This is a genomic window from Mycobacterium sp. 1165196.3 (genome assembly GCF_001673415.1).
GTDB lineage: Bacteria > Actinomycetota > Actinomycetes > Mycobacteriales > Mycobacteriaceae > Mycobacterium > Mycobacterium europaeum_A.
Genome location: NZ_LZLU01000235.1, coordinates 1 through 20,334, shown reverse-complemented (window position 1 = coordinate 20,334; position 20,334 = coordinate 1). Strand labels below are relative to the sequence as shown.

The 20,334-nt window shown below is 68.4% G+C and carries 22 protein-coding genes and 1 pseudogene; 6 read left to right on the top strand and 17 right to left on the bottom strand.

Features of this window, described 5'->3' with window-relative positions; all coding sequences use genetic code 11:
- Positions 1-164: 164 nt before the first annotated feature.
- Positions 165-1,754, bottom strand: coding sequence for a molybdopterin-dependent oxidoreductase (locus tag A5659_RS27395; protein WP_082976169.1), 1,590 nt, complete (start codon positions 1,752-1,754; stop codon positions 165-167).
- Between the two features lie 61 nt (positions 1,755-1,815).
- Here A5659_RS27395 and A5659_RS23065 point away from each other — a divergent pair, with 61 nt between their 5' ends.
- Entirely contained in the window at positions 1,816-2,418 is a 603-nt protein-coding gene (locus tag A5659_RS23065; protein ID WP_067139593.1) for a TetR/AcrR family transcriptional regulator, read from the top strand.
- A gap of 38 nt (positions 2,419-2,456) precedes the next feature.
- Here A5659_RS23065 and A5659_RS23060 read toward each other — a convergent pair whose 3' ends face one another.
- On the bottom strand, positions 2,457-2,930 hold the full coding sequence (locus tag A5659_RS23060) for a thioesterase family protein (RefSeq protein ID WP_156749332.1): 474 nt from the start codon (positions 2,928-2,930) through the stop codon (positions 2,457-2,459).
- Positions 2,931-2,944: 14 nt separating this feature from the next.
- Between A5659_RS23060 and A5659_RS23055 the strand changes: the two genes are divergently transcribed.
- Positions 2,945-4,057: an alcohol dehydrogenase catalytic domain-containing protein gene (locus A5659_RS23055; RefSeq protein WP_067139628.1), complete on the top strand. Its 1,113-nt coding sequence runs from the start codon at positions 2,945-2,947 to the stop codon at positions 4,055-4,057.
- On the opposite strand, the gene A5659_RS23050 is transcribed toward A5659_RS23055, so the two are convergent.
- The 11 genes from A5659_RS23050 to A5659_RS23000 form a co-directional block, all read right to left on the bottom strand.
- Entirely contained in the window at positions 4,054-4,980 is a 927-nt protein-coding gene (locus A5659_RS23050; protein ID WP_067184493.1) for an alpha/beta hydrolase, read from the bottom strand. The genes A5659_RS23055 and A5659_RS23050 overlap by 4 nt on opposite strands.
- Entirely contained in the window at positions 4,977-6,497 is a 1,521-nt protein-coding gene (locus tag A5659_RS23045) for an NAD(P)/FAD-dependent oxidoreductase (protein ID WP_067184490.1), read from the bottom strand. The genes A5659_RS23050 and A5659_RS23045 overlap by 4 nt, the downstream gene beginning before the upstream one ends.
- A complete protein-coding gene (locus tag A5659_RS23040) occupies positions 6,479-7,207 on the bottom strand; it encodes an SDR family NAD(P)-dependent oxidoreductase (RefSeq protein ID WP_067184486.1) in 729 nt (242 codons plus the stop codon). Before A5659_RS23040 ends, A5659_RS23045 begins: the two co-directional genes overlap by 19 nt.
- Positions 7,204-7,605 (bottom strand): nuclear transport factor 2 family protein, encoded by a 402-nt coding sequence (locus A5659_RS23035; protein WP_067184482.1) that lies wholly within the window; start codon positions 7,603-7,605, stop codon positions 7,204-7,206. The genes A5659_RS23040 and A5659_RS23035 overlap by 4 nt, the downstream gene beginning before the upstream one ends.
- A complete protein-coding gene (locus A5659_RS23030) occupies positions 7,602-8,360 on the bottom strand; it encodes an HpcH/HpaI aldolase/citrate lyase family protein (RefSeq protein WP_067184479.1) in 759 nt (252 codons plus the stop codon). Before A5659_RS23030 ends, A5659_RS23035 begins: the two co-directional genes overlap by 4 nt.
- Before the next feature lie 7 nt (positions 8,361-8,367).
- Entirely contained in the window at positions 8,368-9,336 is a 969-nt protein-coding gene (locus A5659_RS23025) for a zinc-binding dehydrogenase (RefSeq protein ID WP_067184476.1), read from the bottom strand.
- A 1-nt stretch (position 9,337) separates the two neighbouring features.
- Positions 9,338-10,513 carry a cytochrome P450 gene (locus tag A5659_RS23020; RefSeq protein ID WP_067139625.1) on the bottom strand — a complete coding sequence of 392 codons (1,176 nt, stop codon included), beginning with the start codon at positions 10,511-10,513 and terminating at the stop codon, positions 9,338-9,340.
- A gap of 62 nt (positions 10,514-10,575) precedes the next feature.
- The gene (locus A5659_RS23015) at positions 10,576-11,280 is read right to left on the bottom strand and encodes an NIPSNAP family protein (RefSeq protein ID WP_066877133.1); all 705 of its coding nucleotides are present in this window, start codon (positions 11,278-11,280) and stop codon (positions 10,576-10,578) included.
- A 3-nt stretch (positions 11,281-11,283) separates the two neighbouring features.
- Positions 11,284-11,847 carry a hypothetical protein gene (locus A5659_RS23010; protein WP_066861544.1) on the bottom strand — a complete coding sequence of 188 codons (564 nt, stop codon included), beginning with the start codon at positions 11,845-11,847 and terminating at the stop codon, positions 11,284-11,286.
- A 159-nt stretch (positions 11,848-12,006) separates the two neighbouring features.
- Positions 12,007-13,185, bottom strand: coding sequence for a CoA transferase (locus A5659_RS23005; RefSeq protein WP_067184471.1), 1,179 nt, complete (start codon positions 13,183-13,185; stop codon positions 12,007-12,009).
- A gap of 64 nt (positions 13,186-13,249) precedes the next feature.
- Positions 13,250-14,170 carry an NmrA family NAD(P)-binding protein gene (locus tag A5659_RS23000; RefSeq protein WP_067184468.1) on the bottom strand — a complete coding sequence of 307 codons (921 nt, stop codon included), beginning with the start codon at positions 14,168-14,170 and terminating at the stop codon, positions 13,250-13,252.
- Positions 14,171-14,260: 90 nt separating this feature from the next.
- Between A5659_RS23000 and A5659_RS22995 the strand changes: the two genes are divergently transcribed.
- Both A5659_RS22995 and A5659_RS22990 read left to right on the top strand, forming a co-directional pair.
- Positions 14,261-14,743: a helix-turn-helix domain-containing protein gene (locus tag A5659_RS22995; protein WP_067144349.1), complete on the top strand. Its 483-nt coding sequence runs from the start codon at positions 14,261-14,263 to the stop codon at positions 14,741-14,743.
- 45 nt (positions 14,744-14,788) lie between these two features.
- On the top strand, positions 14,789-15,475 hold the full coding sequence (locus A5659_RS22990; RefSeq protein WP_067144345.1) for a DUF427 domain-containing protein: 687 nt from the start codon (positions 14,789-14,791) through the stop codon (positions 15,473-15,475).
- Here A5659_RS22990 and A5659_RS22985 read toward each other — a convergent pair.
- Genes A5659_RS22985 through A5659_RS22975 form a run of 3 tightly spaced genes read right to left on the bottom strand, consistent with a single transcriptional unit; the run spans position 15,459 to position 18,458 of the window.
- The gene (locus A5659_RS22985; RefSeq protein ID WP_067184465.1) at positions 15,459-16,643 is read right to left on the bottom strand and encodes an acyl-CoA dehydrogenase family protein; all 1,185 of its coding nucleotides are present in this window, start codon (positions 16,641-16,643) and stop codon (positions 15,459-15,461) included. The genes A5659_RS22990 and A5659_RS22985 overlap by 17 nt on opposite strands.
- Positions 16,643-17,563 (bottom strand): LLM class F420-dependent oxidoreductase, encoded by a 921-nt coding sequence (locus tag A5659_RS22980; RefSeq protein WP_066882094.1) that lies wholly within the window; start codon positions 17,561-17,563, stop codon positions 16,643-16,645. Before A5659_RS22980 ends, A5659_RS22985 begins: the two co-directional genes overlap by 1 nt.
- A 4-nt stretch (positions 17,564-17,567) precedes the next feature.
- Positions 17,568-18,458: an acyl-CoA thioesterase II gene (locus A5659_RS22975; RefSeq protein WP_067184461.1), complete on the bottom strand. Its 891-nt coding sequence runs from the start codon at positions 18,456-18,458 to the stop codon at positions 17,568-17,570.
- A gap of 131 nt (positions 18,459-18,589) precedes the next feature.
- Between A5659_RS22975 and A5659_RS22970 the strand changes: the two genes are divergently transcribed.
- Together A5659_RS22970 and A5659_RS22965 are read left to right on the top strand one after the other, a co-directional pair.
- Positions 18,590-19,066, top strand: a complete 477-nt coding sequence (locus A5659_RS22970) for an SRPBCC family protein (RefSeq protein WP_066861518.1) — start codon at positions 18,590-18,592, stop codon at positions 19,064-19,066.
- 73 nt (positions 19,067-19,139) lie between these two features.
- The gene (locus A5659_RS22965; protein ID WP_067184459.1) at positions 19,140-19,958 is read left to right on the top strand and encodes an SMP-30/gluconolactonase/LRE family protein; all 819 of its coding nucleotides are present in this window, start codon (positions 19,140-19,142) and stop codon (positions 19,956-19,958) included.
- Positions 19,959-20,059: 101 nt separating this feature from the next.
- Here the strand turns inward: A5659_RS22965 and A5659_RS22960 are convergent.
- Positions 20,060-20,334: pseudogene (locus A5659_RS22960) on the bottom strand (acyl-CoA thioesterase domain-containing protein); the annotation flags it as partial.

Below are 20,334 nucleotides of genomic sequence, written 5' to 3'. Positions count from 1 at the left end.
GCGGGTCGTGTTGCCGGCGCCGTCACCGCTGACCAAACCGCACTACGACTTGTTTTTCAACCACTTCGCGATCCGAAACACCGCAACCTACACCGAACCGGTGCTGCCGCAAGAACCCGACGAGAGACCCGACTGGCAGTCAATTCTGCGACTGGTCGCGGTCATTACCGGACAAGGCCCCCAGGCGGATCTCGACGCAATCGACGACATGGTCGCAGCGTCGATGGCGCGAACGCTCTCTGATTGCGCTGGAGCACAGCTCGACTCGCATGGCGATCAGCCAGGTGTTCGCGGCCCTGAACGACTGCTCGACTATCTGTTGCGGGCCGGTCCGTACAACACCGCCGATGCGCCGCTGGGCGTGGCGGAACTGTGCCCACAGCCGAACGGTCTGGACTTCGGATCGCGAAGTGGTTGAAAAACAAGTCGTAGTGCGGTTTGGTCAGCGGTGACGGCGCCGGCAACACGACGTGAGCATGACGGGTTGTCTCGTTGCGGTACAGATCAATGCTGACCATCAACTCCAACCTGTGCAGGGCAGCGGTGAGCCGTGCACTGTCCGGCGCAGAACGCGCAGGATTGCCGGCCACCGTGATGAGCGCCTTTACTTGGCCGGCACCGGGTGTGTCGATCTCTTCGGCGAGGCAAGCCAGGGGCAGCTCGCCGAGTGACTCGGGGGCGCCGCGAACACGACTGTGCCAACGGCCCAGTGACATGCGGCGCCGCGGTGAGAGCATTCGCAGGTCAGCAGCGGGGCGCGCAAACATCGCTCCGCCGGGGCGGTCGAGGTTTCCTGTGAGAGTGTTCAGGACGTCGATCAGCCAGCTCGTGATTGTTCCAAACGGTGAGGTGCATGTCCCGGTGCGCCCGTACACCGCGGCGGCCGGCGCAGCAGCTAGATCGCGCGCGAGCCGGCGGATCTCATTGGCGGTGATACCGCATTGCGCTGCAACGGTTTCCGGTGCGAAATCGCGGGCGATCTGTTCGATTTCCTCGACGCCGCGCACGAAAGGGCTCAGCCGCCCGATGTCAGTCCTGCCCTCGTCGAACAAGACGTGCACGAGCGCGAAAAGCAGCAATGCGTCTGTGCCCGGCCAAATCCGGTGGTGCTCGTCGGCCTCATCAGTGGTTTGAGTGCGATTGGGATCAATGACGACTATTCGCCCACCACGACGCCTCATGTCCCGAAGCCTGGCCTTCATGCCCGGCGCCGTTAACAGGCTGCCGTTGGAAACCAGCGGGTTGGCGCCCAGTATCAGCAGATAAGAGGTGCGGTCGACGTCGGGTACCGGCACGGTGTACATGTCGCCGAACATCAATAGGCATGACACGAATTTCGGCATGGCGTCGACGGTGTTGGCTGTGTAGTAGTTCCGCGTCCGGAGCAGTCGCACCAACGCCTGGCTGTACAGGGTCGTCGCGAAGTCGTGCGCCACGGGGTTTCCCAGGTACACCGCTACGGCGTCGGCTCCATCGCGGCCGATGATGGCTGGAAGTCGCTCGCCAATTACATCGAAGGCCACATCCCATGTCGCTGGCTGGAGTTGGCCCGTGGATGAACGCACCAGCGGAGTGAGTAGGCGATCAGGATCGAGGTGTAGTTCGCTGAGCCCGAACGCTTTCGGGCAGAGGTGCCCCCGACTGGCCACGTGGTCGGGATTGCCGCGGACCGTCGTGACGAGGCCTGCATCAACTGTGCTCTTTAATCCGCATCCAGCCTCGCACAGAGGGCAGACGTGGCTTCGAACTTCCACAGCGAAAGTATATACATACTGAAGGTACGTACTGCAAGTACGTCCCAGCTATGCTGGAAGGATGACAAAGCCGCGATCGCACGCGGAGCGGACCCGCGCGACCATCGATCAGATCCTGACGGCCGCGCGTCGTTCGTTCGCAGAGGATGGTTTTGACAACACGTCGCTCGACGCTGTCGTCGAGAACGCCGGTGTGACGAAAGGAGCGCTTTATCATCACTTCGATGGCAAACGAGCCGTATTCGCCGCGGTCTATGAAGGTGAACAACGCGCGATCGGGCACACCGTTTTGGCCAAGGCAAGCGCCCGCAACAGCTGGCGCAACCTCCTTCAAGGGTGCCAGGCCTTTTTCGACGCAATCTCGGACCCTGGGGTTCAGAGAATCACACTCATCGATGCGCCAGCCGTTTTGGGGTGGCAGCATATGCGTGAACTCGAGGACCGCCACGTCACCTCGCTGTTACGGGAGGGGTTAAGGCAGGCGATAGCCGATGGCCATCTCAAGCCTCAGCGAGTTGACCCGCTGGCGCATCTGATTCACGGAGCGATGTGCGAGGCGGCGATGCATGTCGCTCGCGCTGCCGATCCAGCGCGTGAAGCCAAGGAAAACATGGCAGCGCTTCGGGATCTGCTCAATGGGATCGCCGTGGAGACCGGAAATTAAGGCGAGCTGCCGCGCCAACGCCGCACTCGCAGTCTCGACTAGCGGTCCACGAGGGCCGTCGCCAGCAGCGCGCGGACGGCGTCGGGAATCGGCACCGGCTTGCGGGTGGCGCGATCGACGTAGACGTGCACCCAGTGCCCCAGCGCGGTGACAGGTTGGGCCTCGTCTTGCTCGGCAGAGCGGAACACCCCGAGCCGATAGGTGACGCTGCTGCGACCCAGACGCGTCACCGCCAGCCCCACGGCGAGGCCATCCGGGAAATGCAGCTCGGAGAAGTAGCGGCAGCCCGACTCGGCGACGATGCCCAGCGCGGGCGTGGTGAGCGGGTCCATCCCGGTGCTGGTGTTGATCCACCCGTTGATAGCTGTATCGAACAGCTGGTAGTACACGGCGTTGTTGAGGTGACCGAACATGTCGTTGTCGGCCCACCGAGTTCCGACCGGCCAGCGCACCGGAAAGTCCCGGCTCGTCAACCCGTCGGGTGCGGAGGGAATCGCAGGACCTGAAGCCATGGTTGTATTCCAGCATGTCTGGAATACGGGGCGCGGTCCTGGAGCACATCGGCTCACCCCGGCCCTACGCCCAGTCGCGCCCGATCGCCGTCACAGACCTCGACCTCGCACCCCCGGGCCGCGACGAAGTCCTGGTCCGCATCGAGGCCGCCGGCATCTGCCACTCCGACCTGTCGGTGGTCGACGGCAACCGGGTGCGGCCGGTGCCGATGCTGCTGGGCCACGAGGCCGCCGGGATCGTCGAGCGGGTCGGCGAGGGCGTCAACGACCTGGCCGTGGGCCAGCGGGTGGTGCTGGTCTTCCTGCCTCGGTGCGGTCATTGCGCAGCGTGCGCGACCCAGGGCCTGACGCCGTGCGAACCGGGCAGCGCAGCCAATGGCGCCGGCACCTTGCTCGGCGGCGACATTCGGCTCAGCCGGGCCGGGCACCCGGTGTATCACCACCTCGGGGTCTCGGGTTTCGCGACGCATGCGGTTGTCAATCGGGCCAGCGCGGTCCCGGTGCCGTCCGACGTGCCGCCCGATGTCGCGGCGCTGCTGGGCTGCGCAGTGCTCACCGGCGGTGGCGCGGTGTTGAACGTGGGGCGTCCGCGGCCGGGCCAGGCGGTCGCCGTCGTCGGGCTCGGCGGGGTCGGGATGGCGGCGCTGCTCACCGCGCTGACCTACGACGACGTACGGGTGGTCGCCGTCGATCAGTTGCCGGAGAAGCTGGCCGCCGCCCGCCGCCTGGGCGCCCACGACACCTACACACCGCAGCAGGCCGCCGAGGCCGGGGTGAAGGCGGCGGTGGTCGTCGAGGCCGTCGGCCATCCCGCCGCGCTGGAGACCGCGATCGGGTTGACCGCACCCGGCGGGCGCACCATCACCGTGGGTCTGCCGCCGCCGTCGGTGCGAATCAGCGTGTCGCCGTTGGGTTTTGTGGCCGAGGGCCGGTCGTTGATCGGCAGTTACCTCGGCTCGGCGGTGCCCAGCCGGGACATCCCCCGGTTTGTCGAGCTGTGGCAGGCGGGCCGGCTGCCGGTGGAATCGCTGGTGTCCTCGACCATTGCGCTCGAGGACATCAACGCGGCAATGGACAATCTGGCCGACGGCACGGCCGTGCGGCAGCTGATCCGATTCGACGGTTAGTCGCCGTGTAACGCGCTGGACAGGGTATCGCCCTGCAGCGCGAACAACCGTTGCGAGCCCGGCCACTCGGGCAGCAGCGAATCGAAGCCGTGGCAGGTGCGGGCGAAGACGTGCAGCTCGGTCGACACTCCCGCGCGCAGCAACCGCAGCGCGTAGTCGATCGCCTCGTCGCGGAACGGGTCGATTTCGGCGCAGGTGATCAAAGCCGGTGGCAGCCCGACGAATTCGCCTCGGCGCGCGGGCACCGTGGATGCCGAGGCGGCCGCCGGTCCCAGGTAGTAGCCCCACATCAGCTCGGCGGCCTCGCCGTCGAACGCCGGGCTGGCGCGAAATTCCGCCTTCGATCCGGTGGCCCGGTCGTCGAGCACCGGTTGGTGCAGCAACTGGAAGGCCACCGGCGGCAGCGACCCGTCGGCGGCGCGCTGCGCCAGGCATGCGGCCAGGGTGGCGCCGGCGCTGCTGCCGGCGACCGCCAACCGCGCCGGATCGACGCCGAGTGTGTCCGCGTTCGCGGCGACCCACTGCACCACCGTGTCGGCGTCCTCCAGCGCGGCGGGATAGGGGTGTTCGGGCGCCAGCCGGTAGTCCACCGAAACCACCGTGCACCGGCCGCGGCGCGAAAGCTCGACGCACTGGCGATGATCGGTGTCCAGGTTGCCCAGCGCGAAGCCGCCGGCGTGGCAGTACACCACCACCGGTGCCCGGTCGGCGGGCCCGCCGCGGTAGACGCGCACCGGCACGCCGGCCGCGCAGTCCTCACCGATCCGGATCCCGGGTGCATTGGTCTGTTCGGCGGCCAGGCGGCGGCGCTCGTTGAACGGTGTGCGAATGAGTTCGATTGCGGCCCGGGAGAAGTCGGTCCGGGTCGTCGCGACGTCACGCAGCGCGGGATCGAGGCGGTCGGCGCCGTCCAGCCGTGTCATCGGCTGCCCCGCTCGGGCACGGTGAACACCTGGGGCTCGGACGTAGCGGGCGCGGTGAAGCGGAAGTCGCCCGGCCTGAACCTGCGCGTCATGCTCCAGAAGGCCCGGGCGCTGCGCGGCCATTGGGTGACCACCCGCCCGTTGGGGGCGCGGAAGTAGTTGCTGCACTGGGTGGTCCAGACGGTGCCCACCATCCATCGATCGATCTTGGCGACGAAGTCGGCCAGCGCGGCGGGTCGCACCGCGATGTAACGCTTGCCCCTGCGCCGCAAATACTTCAGCGCCCGCACGATGTAGCGCGCCTGCGCCTCGAGTATAAAGATGACACTGTTGGAGCCGACGTTGGTGTTCGGCCCGTACAGCATGAAAAAGTTCGGGAATCCCGGCACGGCCATGCCGAGGTACGCGTGCGCCCCGTCGCGCCACACGTCTCGCAGGGTGATTCCGTGTTCGCCGGACACGTCCAGCTCGGCGAGGTAGTCCGCCGCGGCGTACCCGGTGGCACAGACCACCACGTCGACCTCGCGTTCGGTGCCGTCTTCGGTGACCAGGGAGCGCCTGCGCAGGTAGCGCCCCGGGCTGGTCACCACCTCGACGTTGGGCCGGGTCAACGCGGGCAGGTAATCCGAGGAGAACACCAGCCGCTTGCAGCCCATCGGGTGTTCGGGCGTGAGCTTGCGGCGCAGGTCCTCGTCGTCGACGGTCTTTTCCAACAAACCCAGCGCGACGGCCTTGAACTGTTCGGTCTTTTCGCTGCCGTGCTCGATCACCGCGATGTTGGATTCACTGCGCAGCCACAGCCGGGTCCGGTAAAGCCTTTTGGCGAACGGCAGGTGGGCGAACACCCAGCGCTCCCGCGGCGTGTAGTGCCGGTCGGGCTTCGGCAAGATCCAGGTCGGCGAGCGCTGCACGGAGTACACCGTGTCGGCCACCTTGGCCAGCTCGGGGATCAGCTGGGAAGCCGTCGACCCGGTGCCCAGCACCGCGATCCGCTTGCCCTGCAACGGGATCGAGTGATCCCAGCGCGCCGAGTGCATCACGGTCCCGGCGAAGGGCTCTTGTTCGACGAGTTCGGGCAGCAGCGGCCGGGTGAACAGGCCGACGGCTGACACGACCACGTCGAAGCGGTGCTGGTCACCCGACGCGGTGGTCAGGCACCACTGTTGGGTGTCCGAATCCCATTGCGCTGCATTTATTTCGGTGCGCAGGCGCAGGTGCGGCCGCAATCCGTACTTGTCGGCGCAGCGCTGGAAGTAGTCGAGGATCTCGGGCTGCCCCGACCACAGCCTCGACCAGTCGGCGTTCAGGTCGAACGAGTAGGAGTAGAGGTGCGATTTGACGTCGCAGGCCAGTCCCGGATAGGTGTTGATCCGCCAGGTGCCCCCGACGCCGTCCTCGCGGTCGAAGATGGTGAAGTCGTCAAAACCTGCCCGTGACAGCATGATTCCCAGCGCCAGGCCACCGGGCCCGGCGCCGATGATGCCGATCGAGATGTCGCTCATCGGATCTGCAGGCATTGGCCACCGTCGATGACGAGTTCGGAGCCGGTGATGAATGATGCCTCATCGGAGACCAAGAAGGCGACGGCGTCGGCGACCTCATCGGCCTCGCCGATCCGGCCGACCATCGACGCCGCGGCCAGCCGTGTCTGGGTGGCCTCGTCCAGCATCGTCGTGGCGATGGGTCCGGGGAAGACGGCGTTGACCCGGATGCCGGCGGGCGCGAGTTCGGCCGCGACGGTCTGGGTCAGCCCGCGCAGGGCCCACTTCGACGACCCGTACGCGGCGTGCTGCGGGAAGGGCCGGATGGCGCCGGTGCTGCAGATGTTGACGACCGACGCGTTCGGCGCCTCGCGCAGGTGTTGCAGCGCCGCGCGTATTCCGAGGAATGGGCCCAGACAGTTGACGCGCCAGGCGTTTTCGAAGCCTTCGGCCGTCTCCTCGCTCAGCGGTACCCGGTGCAGGACGCCGGCGCAGTTGACCAGCGTGCTCAGCGATCCGAACCGGCCTACGGCCTCCGCCACGGCGGAGTCCCACTGCTCGGGCGAGGTGACGTCGAGCTCGACGGCGAGCACGCCGTCGTCGCCTGCGTCGCCGACCGTGGCGCGCAGTTCGTCGGCCCGGCGGTCGCAGGCGGTCACAGCGAAGCCCTTGTCGCGCAGGCGTTTCGCGATGGCCCAGCCCTGCCCGCCGGCGGCGCCGGTCACCAGTGCGACGGGTCGGTTCATGCTGGACTCACCTCGGGGCTGTTGGCCAGCCCGGCGCTCGTGACGAAGCGGCAGCGGCGCCGCGCGAAGCGCCACCGCCCGTCGATGCGGGTCAGCTCGTCGTCGTAGAGGGCGGGCCGCAGTTGCAGGTCGCCGGCGCGGACGAACAGCACCTGTGATCGGGCGGCGGCGCGCTGCCCGTCGACCTCGATGCGCGCGCTTCCGGTCAGGTGCAGGCCGCGGGCCGCGTTGCGGAACATGCCCGCGATCGCGTCGCGGCCGGCAAAGGTCTTGCCGTAGACCAGAAATTCGCCGTCGGGCGCGAACAGCTGCACGCATTCCTCGACGTCGCCGGCGTCTAGTGCCAGGGCGTAGCAGGCGAGCAGCTCCCGGATCCCCTCGTGGTCGTCGTGGGTCATTGCGTCGCCTCGCGCAAATGTTCAGCGGCGCCGCGCCGCAGCGCTTGCGACTCGGCGGCCAGGGTGATCATGCCGAATCCCAGCTGCGCCATGGCGTGGCCCGTCTTGCCGTCCCCGGCGTGGATGCCGGTGACCAGGCCTGTGTCGGACGCCGCCCGGTGCACGCGCACGATCGCGTCCAGCACCTGCGGATGCCGGGTGGCGCCGACGACCCCGGCGCCCAGTGAGATGGCCAGATCGGCCGGGCCGACGTAGATTCCGGTGAGGCCGTCGACGGCGCAGATCTCGTGGATGCCGGATAGCGCCGCCGCGGTCTCGATCATCGCGAACACGCCGACGCGCGACTCGTGGGCGGCGGGATCGTGCCCCAGGCTGGCGCGCAGCGGGCCGAAGCTGCGCACCCCCCGCGGCGGGTACCGGGTCGCGGCCACCGCTGCCGCGGCCTGGTCCGCCGACTCGATCATCGCGATGACGACGGCGTCCGCGCCGGCGTCCAGCACCCGTCCGATCGGTGCGGCGTCGGCGTTGGGCAGGCGCACCACGGTGCCGACGGGCAGGTGTTCGGTGCGGCGCAGGAGTTCGGCGATGGCGGCGTCGTCGAGATAGCCGTGTTGGGCATCGAAGCCGACGTAATCGTAACCGGCGCGGGCGAATTCTTCGGGCCCCAGCGCCGTGGGGCCGGTGACCCAGCCGCCGAATATCGGGGTCTTGCGGCCCAGCGCCAGCTGCAGACTGCTCGGCGTGCTGTCCGTCATGGTCGGCTCATCCGGCGATCGCGATCTTGATGCGGTCGGGGTCCGGCCGACAGGCCAGCTCGAAGGCGTCCTGCACCCCGTCGATGCCGAACGTGTGGGTCAGGTAGGCGCCCAGCAGCCACGGGTGCTCGGCGGCGAACTTGCCCGCCAGCTCCAGCATCCGCCGGCGGTCCAGTGTCACACCGGATTTCAGGGTGAGGTTGTTGCGCAGCATCGCCCGCATGTTGATCGGGTACATCTCGTCGTCGGCGACGCCGAAGTAGAACACGGTGCCGCCGGGGGCGGCGGCGTCGATCGCATGGGTCAGGGTGGCGACCTGGTGGCCGACGGCCTCGATGACGACGTCGGCGCGGTCGGAGGGATCGAGCTGACTCACCCAGCGGTCGCTGGTGGCGCGCACCGCGTCGTCGACCCCGAATGCCCTTGCCACATCGCGGCGGTCGATCGGGTCGACGCCGGTGACCCGCCGCGCACCCGCCGCCTTGGCGGCATAGGAGAACAACAGCCCGATCGATCCCTGCCCGATGATCGCGACGTGCCGACCGGCGAGGTCGCCGAGTTGCTCGCAGGCGTACAGGACGCAGGCCAGGGGTTGCAGCCCCACCGCCTGGGCGGGGGTCAGCGCCGGATCGTAGGGCGCCAGTCCTTCGCCGTTGCTGACGATGCGTTCCATCATGCCGTCGAACCCGGACGCCCAGCCGACCACGTGATCGCCGGGACGGTGTGCGGGATGCCGGCTGGCGATCACCTCGCCGGCGACCTCGTGGATGGGGAAGCCGTCCTTCTCGGGGCCGCTGCGGCCGTCGTCACCCGGGATGCGGCCCTTGGCGCCGCGAAAGGCGGGCAGGTCGCTGCCGCAGACCCCCGCGGCCGAAAACCGCAGCAGCACCTGTCCGTCGGCCAGGACCTCGGGTGTCGTGTCGTCAATCGTGTTGCGCTCGAACTGATACGGGGCGATGATCCGGTAGGACCACACGTCAGACCTCCACCGGGATGTTGTTCCAGCCCCATTGGAAGCTGGACGGCAGCCGGGTGGCGGCTTGGCTGTTGATCGCGTAGTCGGGGACCCGGCGCAGCCATTCCTGTAGCAGCACAGCCACTTCCAGCCGCGCCAGGTGATATCCGATGCAGAAGTGCTGGCCGCGGCCGAACGCCAGCGAGCGGCGGATGGGCCGGTCCCAGATGAACTCGTCGGGCTCGGGGTATTCGCGCTCGTCGCGGTTCGCGGATGCGAGCAGGGTGATGACGCGCTGGCCCGGGCTGAGGGTCTCACCGTGAATCTCGAAGGGCTTGCGCACCGTTCGCGCGAACCACTGCGCCGGCGCGCAGAATCGGATCATCTCGTCGCGCGCGATGTGCACGTTGTTCTCCAGGTCGGCGCGCACGGCGGCCAGCTGGTCGGGCCGGCGGCTGAGCTCCCAGAGGCCGTGGGCGACGATTTTGGGCACCGTCTCGGTTCCCCCGATGAAGATGCACAGCATCTGGGTCGCGACTTCCATGTCGTCGAGCGCGCTGCCGTCGGGCAGGTGATAGCCGAGCAGGCCGTCGACAACGTCGAGCGGTCCGCCGGAAGAATCGGCGCGGCGGCGCTGGACCGCGGGCAGCAGGTATTCGAAGTAGTTGGGCCGAGCCTGCCCGGTGTCCACGCCTTCGCCGGGCTGGGCGAGGCTGCCGGCGTTGACGGTGGCGAGGACCTGCGGCGCGAGATCGGTGGGGATGCCGCACAATTCGCAGACGATGGCGGCCACCACGATGCCGCCGTAGTCCTGGGTCAGGTCGAACGACCCGTCCGGCAGCAGGGCGTCGAGGCGTTCGTTGGCCAGCGCGCGGATGCGGCCCTCGAGGTCGGTGACCGCCCGCGGCCGAAACGGCCGGGAGTGGGTCCGCCGGATCTCGCCGTACAGGTCGGCGTCGAACATGGCATGGAACGGCAACGGGTGCAGCGGCGGGTCGGCGACCGGGCCGCTGTTGTGTTGCGCCAGAACCGATGCCGGCGGCAACGTCCCTTCCGAGGCGACGAAGGTGCCGTTGTTGACTTCCAGCACCGTCCAGATGTCCTCGAAACGCGACAGGGCGAAGGTGTCCCACTGCGGCATGTAGTACACCGGGTGGTGATCGCGCAGGATCCGGTAGTACGGCAACGGGTTCGCCATCACCGCCGCATCGAAGGGATCGTAGCTGAAGTCCTTGACGATCAAAGGTTTCCGTATCTCCGTCACTGCAGCGGCGAGGGCGGTAGGGCCTGCAGAATGGAATCCTCCCAGCCGTCGCGCAACGCGGGGGCCACGCTCATCCAGGTGACGATCTCGGCGGGCGGGCTCTCTTTCCAGGAGGGGTAGTGCTCGGCGAAGCAGTCCCAGCCGCCGTCCAGCGCCCAGTAGTGGATGACCTCGTTGTAGCGGAAGGTCGTGGTGAACGAACCGAGCCAGCGCTTACCGGTGCGTTCCGACCAGGGAACGTAGAGCCGCTCCAGTTCGCGGATGTAGTCGTCCTGGCGGCCCGGTTTGGTCTGCATGATCTCTTGAATCACCAGTGGCGCAGTGAAATTGGCCTCGCGCAGTTGGGTCAGCGTCTTGTTGCTGGGGCCGGGGTACATGATGCGACCCTCCCCCGAGGCGCCGATGTCGGCCAGGAATGCCGCCCATTTTCCGGATGCGGCCTCGTGGCTGCCGCCGCGGGCCTGCGCGGCGCCGATCCTGGCGTAATCGGCGAACCCGTCGATCTCCCAGATGATCGTCGCCTGCGGCCAGTGACCGTTGTACGGCGTGGATTCCCAGATCGCGAAGAGCCGGGCGCCGAGTTGTTCCATCATCGGTTGATAGGTGTCGGCGAAGATCTCGGTGAACTCCTCACTTCGCCCGGATCCCAGCGAGATCGTCTCGTGCAGGTAGAGCAGCGTGTGTCGGAAGTACTTCTTCATGGCCTAGTCGAGCCGGATCAGCTCTGAGTCGGACCCCGAACCCACGTCGCACAGCAGCGCCTCGGTGGCGCCGACCGTCGTGACCGGAATGCCCGCCGCCGCAAGCGCATAGCCCTTGAACATGCGGGCCGCGCCGCTGAGCAGATGCTGCGCCCGGGTGGTCGCGCGGGCCACGCCCAGCGGCCACCCGTCGCCCCACAGCGCGACCTCGGTCAGCCGGTTGTCCAGCGCCTCGAGGACCACGGCCCGCACCCGGGCGTCGGCGGTGAACGCCTCGGCGCTGACGGCCAGGCTCGTCGAGCCCTCCCCCAGCCCGGCGAGCTCCGGCTCGAGGTCCACTGCCCGCACCCCCAGGATCCGCAGCGACCGGGTGTCGCAGCCACGCGGGAGCAGCACGGTCACCTCCCAACCGGCCATCGCCCGGTCGTAGAGCCAGCCGCCCGCCGATTGCACGACATCGACGGCGCTGGCCGCCACCACGTCGAGTCGGTAACGCAGACCCTCGCCGTTGGCGCGGGTTGTTTCCGCGGCGCTGCTCTTGCTGATGTCGAACGTCGGAGCGACCATCGATCCATTCCTCACCACCACCCGCCGCGGTCCGCTGGCGGGTCTCACGCGCTTGTCATGGGCTTTCCCAGGGGCTGGAGCCGCATCCCGCACGGGGCGACGCGGCTCACCGGACAGCGTGACACTTCCGGCGAAATTTGTAAAGCTCCGGGCGGGCCGTCAGGAACCGCGGCGCGCCTCGAGGTCGGCCAGGACTTCCTCGGTGTGCTGCCCGAGTTCCGGTGCCGCAGAACGCGGTGCCCAGGGCGTCCCGTGGAAGTCCGCCGGCGTGGCGACCATCGGCACGGCGGCGTGTTCGTCGGCGGCGTCGGGCACATAAACGATTCCGCCCGCGGCGTGGAACTGCTCGTCGGCAACGACGTCCTCCAGGGTGTTGATCGGCGACCAGAAGAAATCGGGTTCGCCGGCGAAGATCTGCGCCCACTCGTCGAGGGGCCGCGTCGCGAAGATGTCATCCAGCGCGGCGATCAGCGCGGCCGAGTTCGCGGCGCGGGCCCGGGCATCGGCGAAGCGCGGGTCGTCGCGCCACTCGGGCCGGCCCACCGCGCGGCACAGCGCCGGCCAGTGCCGCTCGGGCTCCAGGCCGACGATCCAGAACCGCCGCCCGTCGGAGGCGGCGTAGTTGTTCATGCACGGGTTGCCCATCGTTTCGCGCTGGCCGATCGCGATCGGCTGCCCGCTCATCAGATAGGTGTTGAGGTCGAAGCTGACGGTGTAGGCGCCCTGCCGGTACAGCGATGTCGTGACCAGTTGGCCCGTCCCGGTGCGTTCGCGCGCGAGCAGCGCCGCGCACACGGCCGCGGCCATCGTCATCCCGGCGGAGTGGTCGCCCATGCCGCCGCGCTGGAACGGGGGCGTGTCGCCGGGGCGGGTGAGCAGGTGCGCCACCCCGGCCCGCGACCAGAAGGCGGCCACGTCGAAGGCGGCGCGATCGGCGTCGGGCCCGTTTTCGCCGTATCCGGTGATGAGCCCGTAGACCAGGCGGGGGTTGGCCGCCGACACCGACTCGAAGTCCAGGCCGAGGCGCTGCAGCGCGCCGGGACGCACGTTGGTCAGGAAAACGTCTGCGTCGGAGAGCAATTCGAGGGCGGTGGCGCGGCCCGGGTCGGTGCCCAGGTCCAGTACGACGCTGCGCTTGGACCGGTTGTCCATCTCGAACGGCGGGTTCAGACCCAGATCGCAGCCCAGCATGCGGCCGAACATGCGCGCCGGATCACCGGTGGGCGGCTCGATCTTGATCACGTCGGCGCCCCAGTCCGCCAGGATGCCGCCGGCGGCCGGCCCGGCCACCCAGACCCCGAGTTCGACGACTTTGACGCCTGCTACCGGTCCCGCCATGGGTAAGTTCCTACCCTGTCGGCGCGCCGGGGCGCACGCATGCCCCCGATTCGGCGGTGCGGCCTCAGCTCGCCGCGCGCGCCTGGCGCACCGCGAAGCTGCCGTCGTGGTCGAAGGCGGCGCGGTTGGCGTCGACGTAGTCGGCGACGGTCATCGGGCTGCGCCCGCTGATCACCTCGACCAGGTTGTTCTCTCCCGCGAAGACGCCGTCCTGGTAGTCCTGCGCGACGCTGCTGAGGTGCTGGACGAAGAACTCCGGGCGGCCCTGCGCGGTCAGCGCCGCGGCGAAGGCGGGAATCCCGATCGGCTCGTAGCGCACCGCGATGCCGAGCGCCTCCGACATCTGCTCGGCGATCCCGTAGTGGTCGAGTTCCTGGGCGCCCACCAGCGGATAAATCTGCCGATCGTGCGGGGCCGGGTTCTGCAGGATGGCCGCGATGACGCCGCCCTGATCGCGCCCGGCGATGGGAGCGTGGCGCCCGGTGCCGAACGGCAGCCGCAGCACGCCCTCGTCGCCGCTGCGCGACCATTGCCATTTGAGCCACTCGGCGAAGAAGGTCGGACGCAGATGAGTGGTGCCGAAGGCGAACCGGTCCAGCAATCGCTCGGCGATCCAGTGCTGCTGTGCGGCATGACTTTTCGCCTCACGCCGCGCGGATATCTGGGACATGCTGACCACCGCCCGAACTCCCGCCTCGCTGGCGGCCTGGGCGAAGATGGCCGTGGCCGGCAGCAGGCTGCCCGGGGCGATCGGGTAGCAGAAGTAGGCGGCGCTGACGCCGGTCATCGCGGAGCTGACGGCGTGAAAGTCGAGCAGGTCACCCTCGACGATCTCCGCGCCCAGGCCCGCCAGCGCCTCGGAGCGCTGGTCGATGCGGTGCACGAACGCGCGCACCCGGTGCCCGGCGGCGAGCAGAAACTCGACGGTGGGCGCACCGGTATTGCCCGTCGCCGCGGTGATGAGGAACAGCTGATCCGATGACATTTTCCTAGCTCCCTGCTGACTAACGATGTCGTTAGTAAGATACAAGCACGATATGCTGGATAACGCAAGCGTTAGCCAAAGGGGATCGTGATGGAGTTCGAGAACCGGCTGCAGGATCGCCGGCAGTGGTCGATCGGTGAGGGCTGTTCGATGTCGAAGGTCCTCGAACTGCTGAGCACCAAGACGGCGTTCCAGGTGGTCCGCGAATTGTTCTTCGGCACAACACGGTTCGAGGATTTCGTGGAACGCATCGCGACGTCGGCACCGGCGGTATCGCGGGCGCTCAAGCAGCTCGAGGCGGCGGGCATCGTCGCGCGGGTTCCCTATCGCGAGCCGGGGCAGCGCGCCCGCGACGAGTACCGCCTGACCGAGGCCGGCGAGGACTTCCTGCCGGTGTTCATGGCGCTGGTGCAGTGGGGAGACGCCTACCTGCAGGACGGTCCCAACAGGCTGGCGTTCGTCGACGCCGAGACTGGCCGGGCCGTCGGGGTACGCGTGACCACCGACACCGGCGCACCGGGAAAGCGCTCGGCCGACATCCGGATCCAACGCGCCCACGCCCCGTCGCGGTGACGCCCATGATTGGCTAGAGCGAGGGCAAGCAACCGGGAGGCACACATGAGTCTGGTGGCCGGGCGGGGTCCGCTCAGCAGCGATCCCGCGGGACGCTTCTCGCCCGCGATCCCCGACGACGTCGTCTACGTCGAACCGCATCCCCGGCGGGTGCAGGCCGTCAAGGACGGGCGGGTGGTGATCGACACCGAGCGGGCGCTGATGGTGCACCGCCGGGGCCGACCGCTGAGCTACGCCTTCGCCGCCGACGAGGTCGGCGACCTACCGAGCGAGCCCGAACCCGAAGCGCCGGGTTTCGTCCAGGTGCCCTGGGACGCGGTCGACACCTGGCTGGAAGAGGGGCGCAGGCTCGTGCACTACCCGCCCAATCCCTATCACCGCGTCGATTGCCGTCCGACCCGGCGGCGCCTGCGCGTCCGCGTCGAGGGCGCCACGCTGGTGGACACCGACGACACGGTGATCGTGTTCGAGACCGCGCTCGCCCCGCGGCTCTACGTCGACCCGGCTCACGTGCGCACCGATCTGCTGCGGCGCTCCGAGACCGAGAGTTACTGCAATTACAAAGGTTTCGCGACTTACTGGTCGTTCGCCTCGGGCGACCATGTCGTGGCCGACGTCGCGTGGAGCTACCCCGGCCCGCCGCCGGAAAGCCTGCCCATCAAGGGGTTTCTGAGTTTCGACGAGACCCGCGTCGAAGTGACGGCCGAACTGCCGGTCAGCGCCCGTAGCTAGGACGCCCGAGCCCCAGCTCGTGCTGGGCGATCATATTGCGGAACACCTCCATGGTGCCGCCGTAGATGCCGGCGGGCACGGCGTGCCGGAAGATGAACTCGATGGCACCATTATCGGCGAAGTCCGCCGAACCCGGTGTGTCGGTGGGCAATGCCGATGCCGTCCCGAGCAGGTCCATCAGTTCCTGGGACACCTCACGCATGGTCTGGATGAGCGCCACCCGCCCATACATTCCGGGGGTGGACATGGCGGCCTCGATGCGGGCCATGCTGCGCCCGAACCGGTATTTGATCGCGTCGTCGTCGATCGGCCGCCGGCCCGCCGCATCGGGTCTCGACAGAATCGCCGCGACCCCGTCGGCCACCTCGGCCATCAGGTGGCCGTGCTCCGAGAGCATCGAAATGTTCTGCAGGCCATGATCTTGCGGATCCGTGATGCCGTGCTCGGCGTCGAGGGCGAACCGCATCACCGTCCAGCCGCCGTTGACCTCACCGATCCGGTACAGGTCATCGACCCGCACGTCGCTGTAATAGACGATGTTGGTGCGGTCACCGTCCAGCGTGCGGATGCCCTGGATCTCGATGCCTGGCGAATCCAGCGGCACCAGGAACATGGTGAGGTTCTTGTGTTTCGGGCCTTGCGGATCGGTGTTGGTGAGCAGGAAGACGTACTTGGCGTTCTGCGCGTTCGAGGTGAACATCTTGGAGCCGTTGATGACCCAGCCCGCCCCGTCCCGCACGGCCCGGGTCTTGCAGGTGGCGACGTCGGAGCCGCCCTCGGGTTCGGTGTAGCCCAGGCAGAGCCGGATCTCCCCGGACAGCACGCCCGGCAGGATCGCGTCGGCGAGTTCTGGCGCGCCGAATTGCTTGACCAACCGCGCGACCACCGCCGTGGTGCCCCAGTGGAACCACGGGGTGTGGGCGCGACCGATCTCGAGGTGGAAGATTCGCCGGCGCACCGGGTCGAATCCCCCTTCGGACTCCTGGTACCAATCCGACGTCAGATAACCCGCTTCGCCTAGCGCCAGATGCACCGGCTCACTGAAGTTTTCACCGGTCTCACGATCGCGCCGAAGCACCTCGTCGGTGACGTGTTCCGCCATGAACGCCCGGGTCTCATCGAGGAATTTCTGATCCTCGGGCGAAAGGTCGACGCGGGAGAAGTCCATCAGGCCGCGTCGATGACCAGGGTGCGGAACCGGTCGAGGGTTTCGAGCGCGTGCGTCAGGCTGTCACCGGGCAGGTGAACACTGACCCACGTGACGCCCAGCTTCTCCAGCTTCTCCAAGCCGTGCAGGTAGGCGTCGGCGTTGAAGTCGTCGTCGGTGATGCTGCCGCCCTCGAAGTTGGTGAACGTGATGTCGATCGACGACCAATCCCGTTGCGCGGCATCGCATCTACGTCGCAGGTCGTCGATGCCGTCGGCGAGCTTTTGCACGGAGTCGATGACGGCGGTGCCGGCCGTCTGGGCCAGCTGTGGCGGCGCGGGAAACGGGCACCACCCGTCGCCGTACTGGGCCACCCGCTGCCGCGAGGACGACGTGTTGCCCCCGATCCAGATCGGCGGGTGTGGATCGCTGACCGGGCGGGGATGCGCGGTGATGCCACGCGCGCTGAAATGCTTGCCGTCAAAGGAGATATCGTCGCCGGTCCAGATGGCCCGGATCACCTGCAGCGACTCCTCGAACAGCTCGGCGCGCTCGTCGTAGCTGACCCCCAGGGCCGCAAACTCGCGCTTGAGGTAACCCACGCCCACCGCGAGCGTGAACCGCCCACCCGAGAGCAGGTCCAGGGTGGCGCCGGACTTGGCCACCACGAACGGGTTTCGGTACGGCAGCACCACGATGTTCGGGATCAGCCGCAGCGTGGACGTCGTCGCCGCCGCGAAACCCAAGGCGACAAAGGGATCCAACGCATCGTGTCCGCCGGCCTCCAGCCAGCGCTGCGAGGGCGCCGGATGGTCGGTGAAGCCGAAACCGTGGATTCCGGCCGCCTCGGTCGCGGCGGCCACCTTGCCGATCCCGTCCCCGCTCACCAGCTCCGGGTTGTACGGATGACTGTGCATCGGGTGGGTGATGGTGAACCGCATGGCGTTAGAACCGCGCGCGGGAGTCGATCGCCGTGTCGCTGGTGCGCAGCGGGCGGATCAGCGCCTCCTGGGCGAAGGAGGCCAGCAGCTCGCCCTCTTCGGAGTGCACGGTCCCGCGCACGTACGACATGCCCGCGCCGACCTGGGTGCTCTCGTGGGTGTAGAGCAGCCATCCGGTCCAGTCCACAGGTTCGTGGAAGGCGACCGAGATGCTCATCGGCGCGGTCGACACGGTCAGGTGCGCCTGCGCGGTGCCGATGCCCTCGTGCGCCCGCATGGTGGTCGAGATGCCCAGGTGGCCGGTGAAGTACGCCAGCAGCGCCTTGGCCAACTCGTCGCGCGTGGGGATCGGGTCGTAGTGCAGCCACGCATAGAGCTCCGGCGGGCCGACCTCGTCGGGGCTGTTGACGTCGACGACGTCGACGAGGCGCAGCTCGCGACCGACCATCGGCATCGGCGAGTGGTGCGCGTCCGCCGGGCCGGCGACGTCGGGGCGCGGCAGGTGGTGACGGATGACGTCGTCGGTGGGCACGTCGGCCAGCACCGTGATGCTCAGGCAGCGCCGACCGTTCTGATGCACGGCGACCACCGCGGTGGCGGTGGAGCGGCCTTCGGCCACGACGTCAAGAACCAGTTCGATGGGCGGGCCGACGGTGATCGCGCGCGAGAAGACGGCGTGCGCCGAGCGCACCGACTTGTCGGGGAAGCGTTTGGCCACCGCGACGATCGCCTGCGCGAGCACCTGGGTGCCCTCCACCACCTGGCGTTCGTCGCCCGCCGCGATGCCGGTCTCGCCGGTGAACTTGTCCTGCCCGTGTTCCTGGACGTCGAACAGGTCCAGCAGGCCCTGCACGGTCCACTCGGTCTGCGCGGATTCCTCAGACGCCTTCGTCAATCCCGTTCACCTCTCGCGCTCGCAGCTCAGCGCTCAGCGTGACACTTTGAGTAGGATTTGTAAAGCTTGGCTAACAAGACGCCGGTCCGCCGCACCGGTAAGACGGCCGAAAGCCTAGGGAGGCAACCCAATTGGGCATCGTGACCACCACCTCGGAGACCGCGTTCACCCAGTCCGCCGAAACGGTGTACGACTTCGTCACCAATCCGCAGAACTGGACCAAGACCTACCCCGGCAGCGCGCACATCGCCAACTTGCCGCAGCTCCCGCTCAAGGTCGGTGACACCTGGGAGGAGGCCGGCCCCGACGGCGACCGGGTCTTCACCTGGCAGCTGGCCGCCGCGGTGCGCCCGACGCGGTTCGTGTTCACCTCGGTCGGCCGCCTGGGCCATGACCGCGACGGCAACGGCGGCATGGAGGGGCGCATCACGGTCTCCTACCACTTCACCAGGCCGGGGCAGGACGTCACGCTGTTCTCCCGCACCATGACGATCGAGGCGTACAAGCACGCCCCGCTGCCCGATCAGCTCTTCATGCAGGCCAATCCCGCCAAGATCGACGCCTATCACCAGGCCGTGGCCCGCGAGCTCGCCCGATCGGCAGATTGACACCGACACCCGCGGTGCATGACACTTTTTCGGTGTTTTGTAAAGCAGGCCGCGACGCGCCTGGCGGGGACCGATGATCCCCGAGCCGCTGGCCAACGGTTTCTGCTTCGGCGAGGGCCCGCGCTGGTTCGAGGGTCTGCTGTGGTTCTCCGACATGCTGGGCGAGGCGGTGCACACCGCGACCATGGGCGGATCGCTGACCACGCTGCCGCTGCCCGGGCATTCGCCGTCCGGCCTGGGCTTTCGGCCCGACGGGTCGCTGCTGATCGCCTCGACCGAGGACCGGCAGGTGCTGCGCTATGACGGCGAAACCGTGGTCACCATCGCCGATCTCGCGGACGTGGCGCCGGCCAACCTCGGCGACATGGTCATCGACGACGCGGGCCGCGCCTACATCGGCTGCCAGGCCTTGCACGGCGGCGTCATCATCCGGCTCGACCCCGACGACAACGCGACCGTCGTGGCCGACGACCTCGACTTCCCCAACGGGATGGCGATCACCCCGGACCGCAAGACCCTGATTGTCGCGGAGTCGACCGGCCGGCGGCTCTCCGCGTTCTCCGTCGGCGCCGACGGCGGACTGTCCGACCGACGGGTTTTCGCCGACGGCCTGGACGGGCCGCCCGACGGCATCGCGCTGGACGCCGAGGGTGGGGTGTGGGCGTCGATGACGCTGGCCCACCAGTTCGAGCGGATCGTGGCCGGCGGCGACGTGACCGACCGGATCGACATGGGCGAGCGGGTCGCCATCGCCTGCGCGCTGGGCGGTCCGCAGCGCCGCACGCTGTTTTTGTTGTCGAGCACGGAGGCCTATCCTCAGCGCCTGGCCGGCACGCGGCTTTCCCGGCTGGACGCGGTCACGGTGACCACCCCCGGCGCCGGCCTGCCCTGACCCGAGAGGTTCACGATGACCGACGCCTACTACGAGCTGATCGACCCGGCCGGCGACGACGACGCCGCATTGGGCGAGAAGTTCCGGGCGACCGATCTGGCGCGCGGCACCTGGTCGGCGGCGATCCAGCACGGCGGTCCGGTATCGGCGCTGAGCAATTCGATCTGCTTGCCGGGGCGCTGCACGTCGGCGCGCACCCACAGGTCGCCCTCGGCTGGGACCCCGCCCAGCAGATCGATGACCACCCGGGACAGTCGAGTGTCGTCGCGCTGCTCGCACCGCTCCAGCGCCCGGACCAGCAGCGCCGATACCGGACCGCCGTGCTGGATCGCCGCCGACCAGGTGCCGCGCGCCAGATCGGTCGCCCGGAACTTCT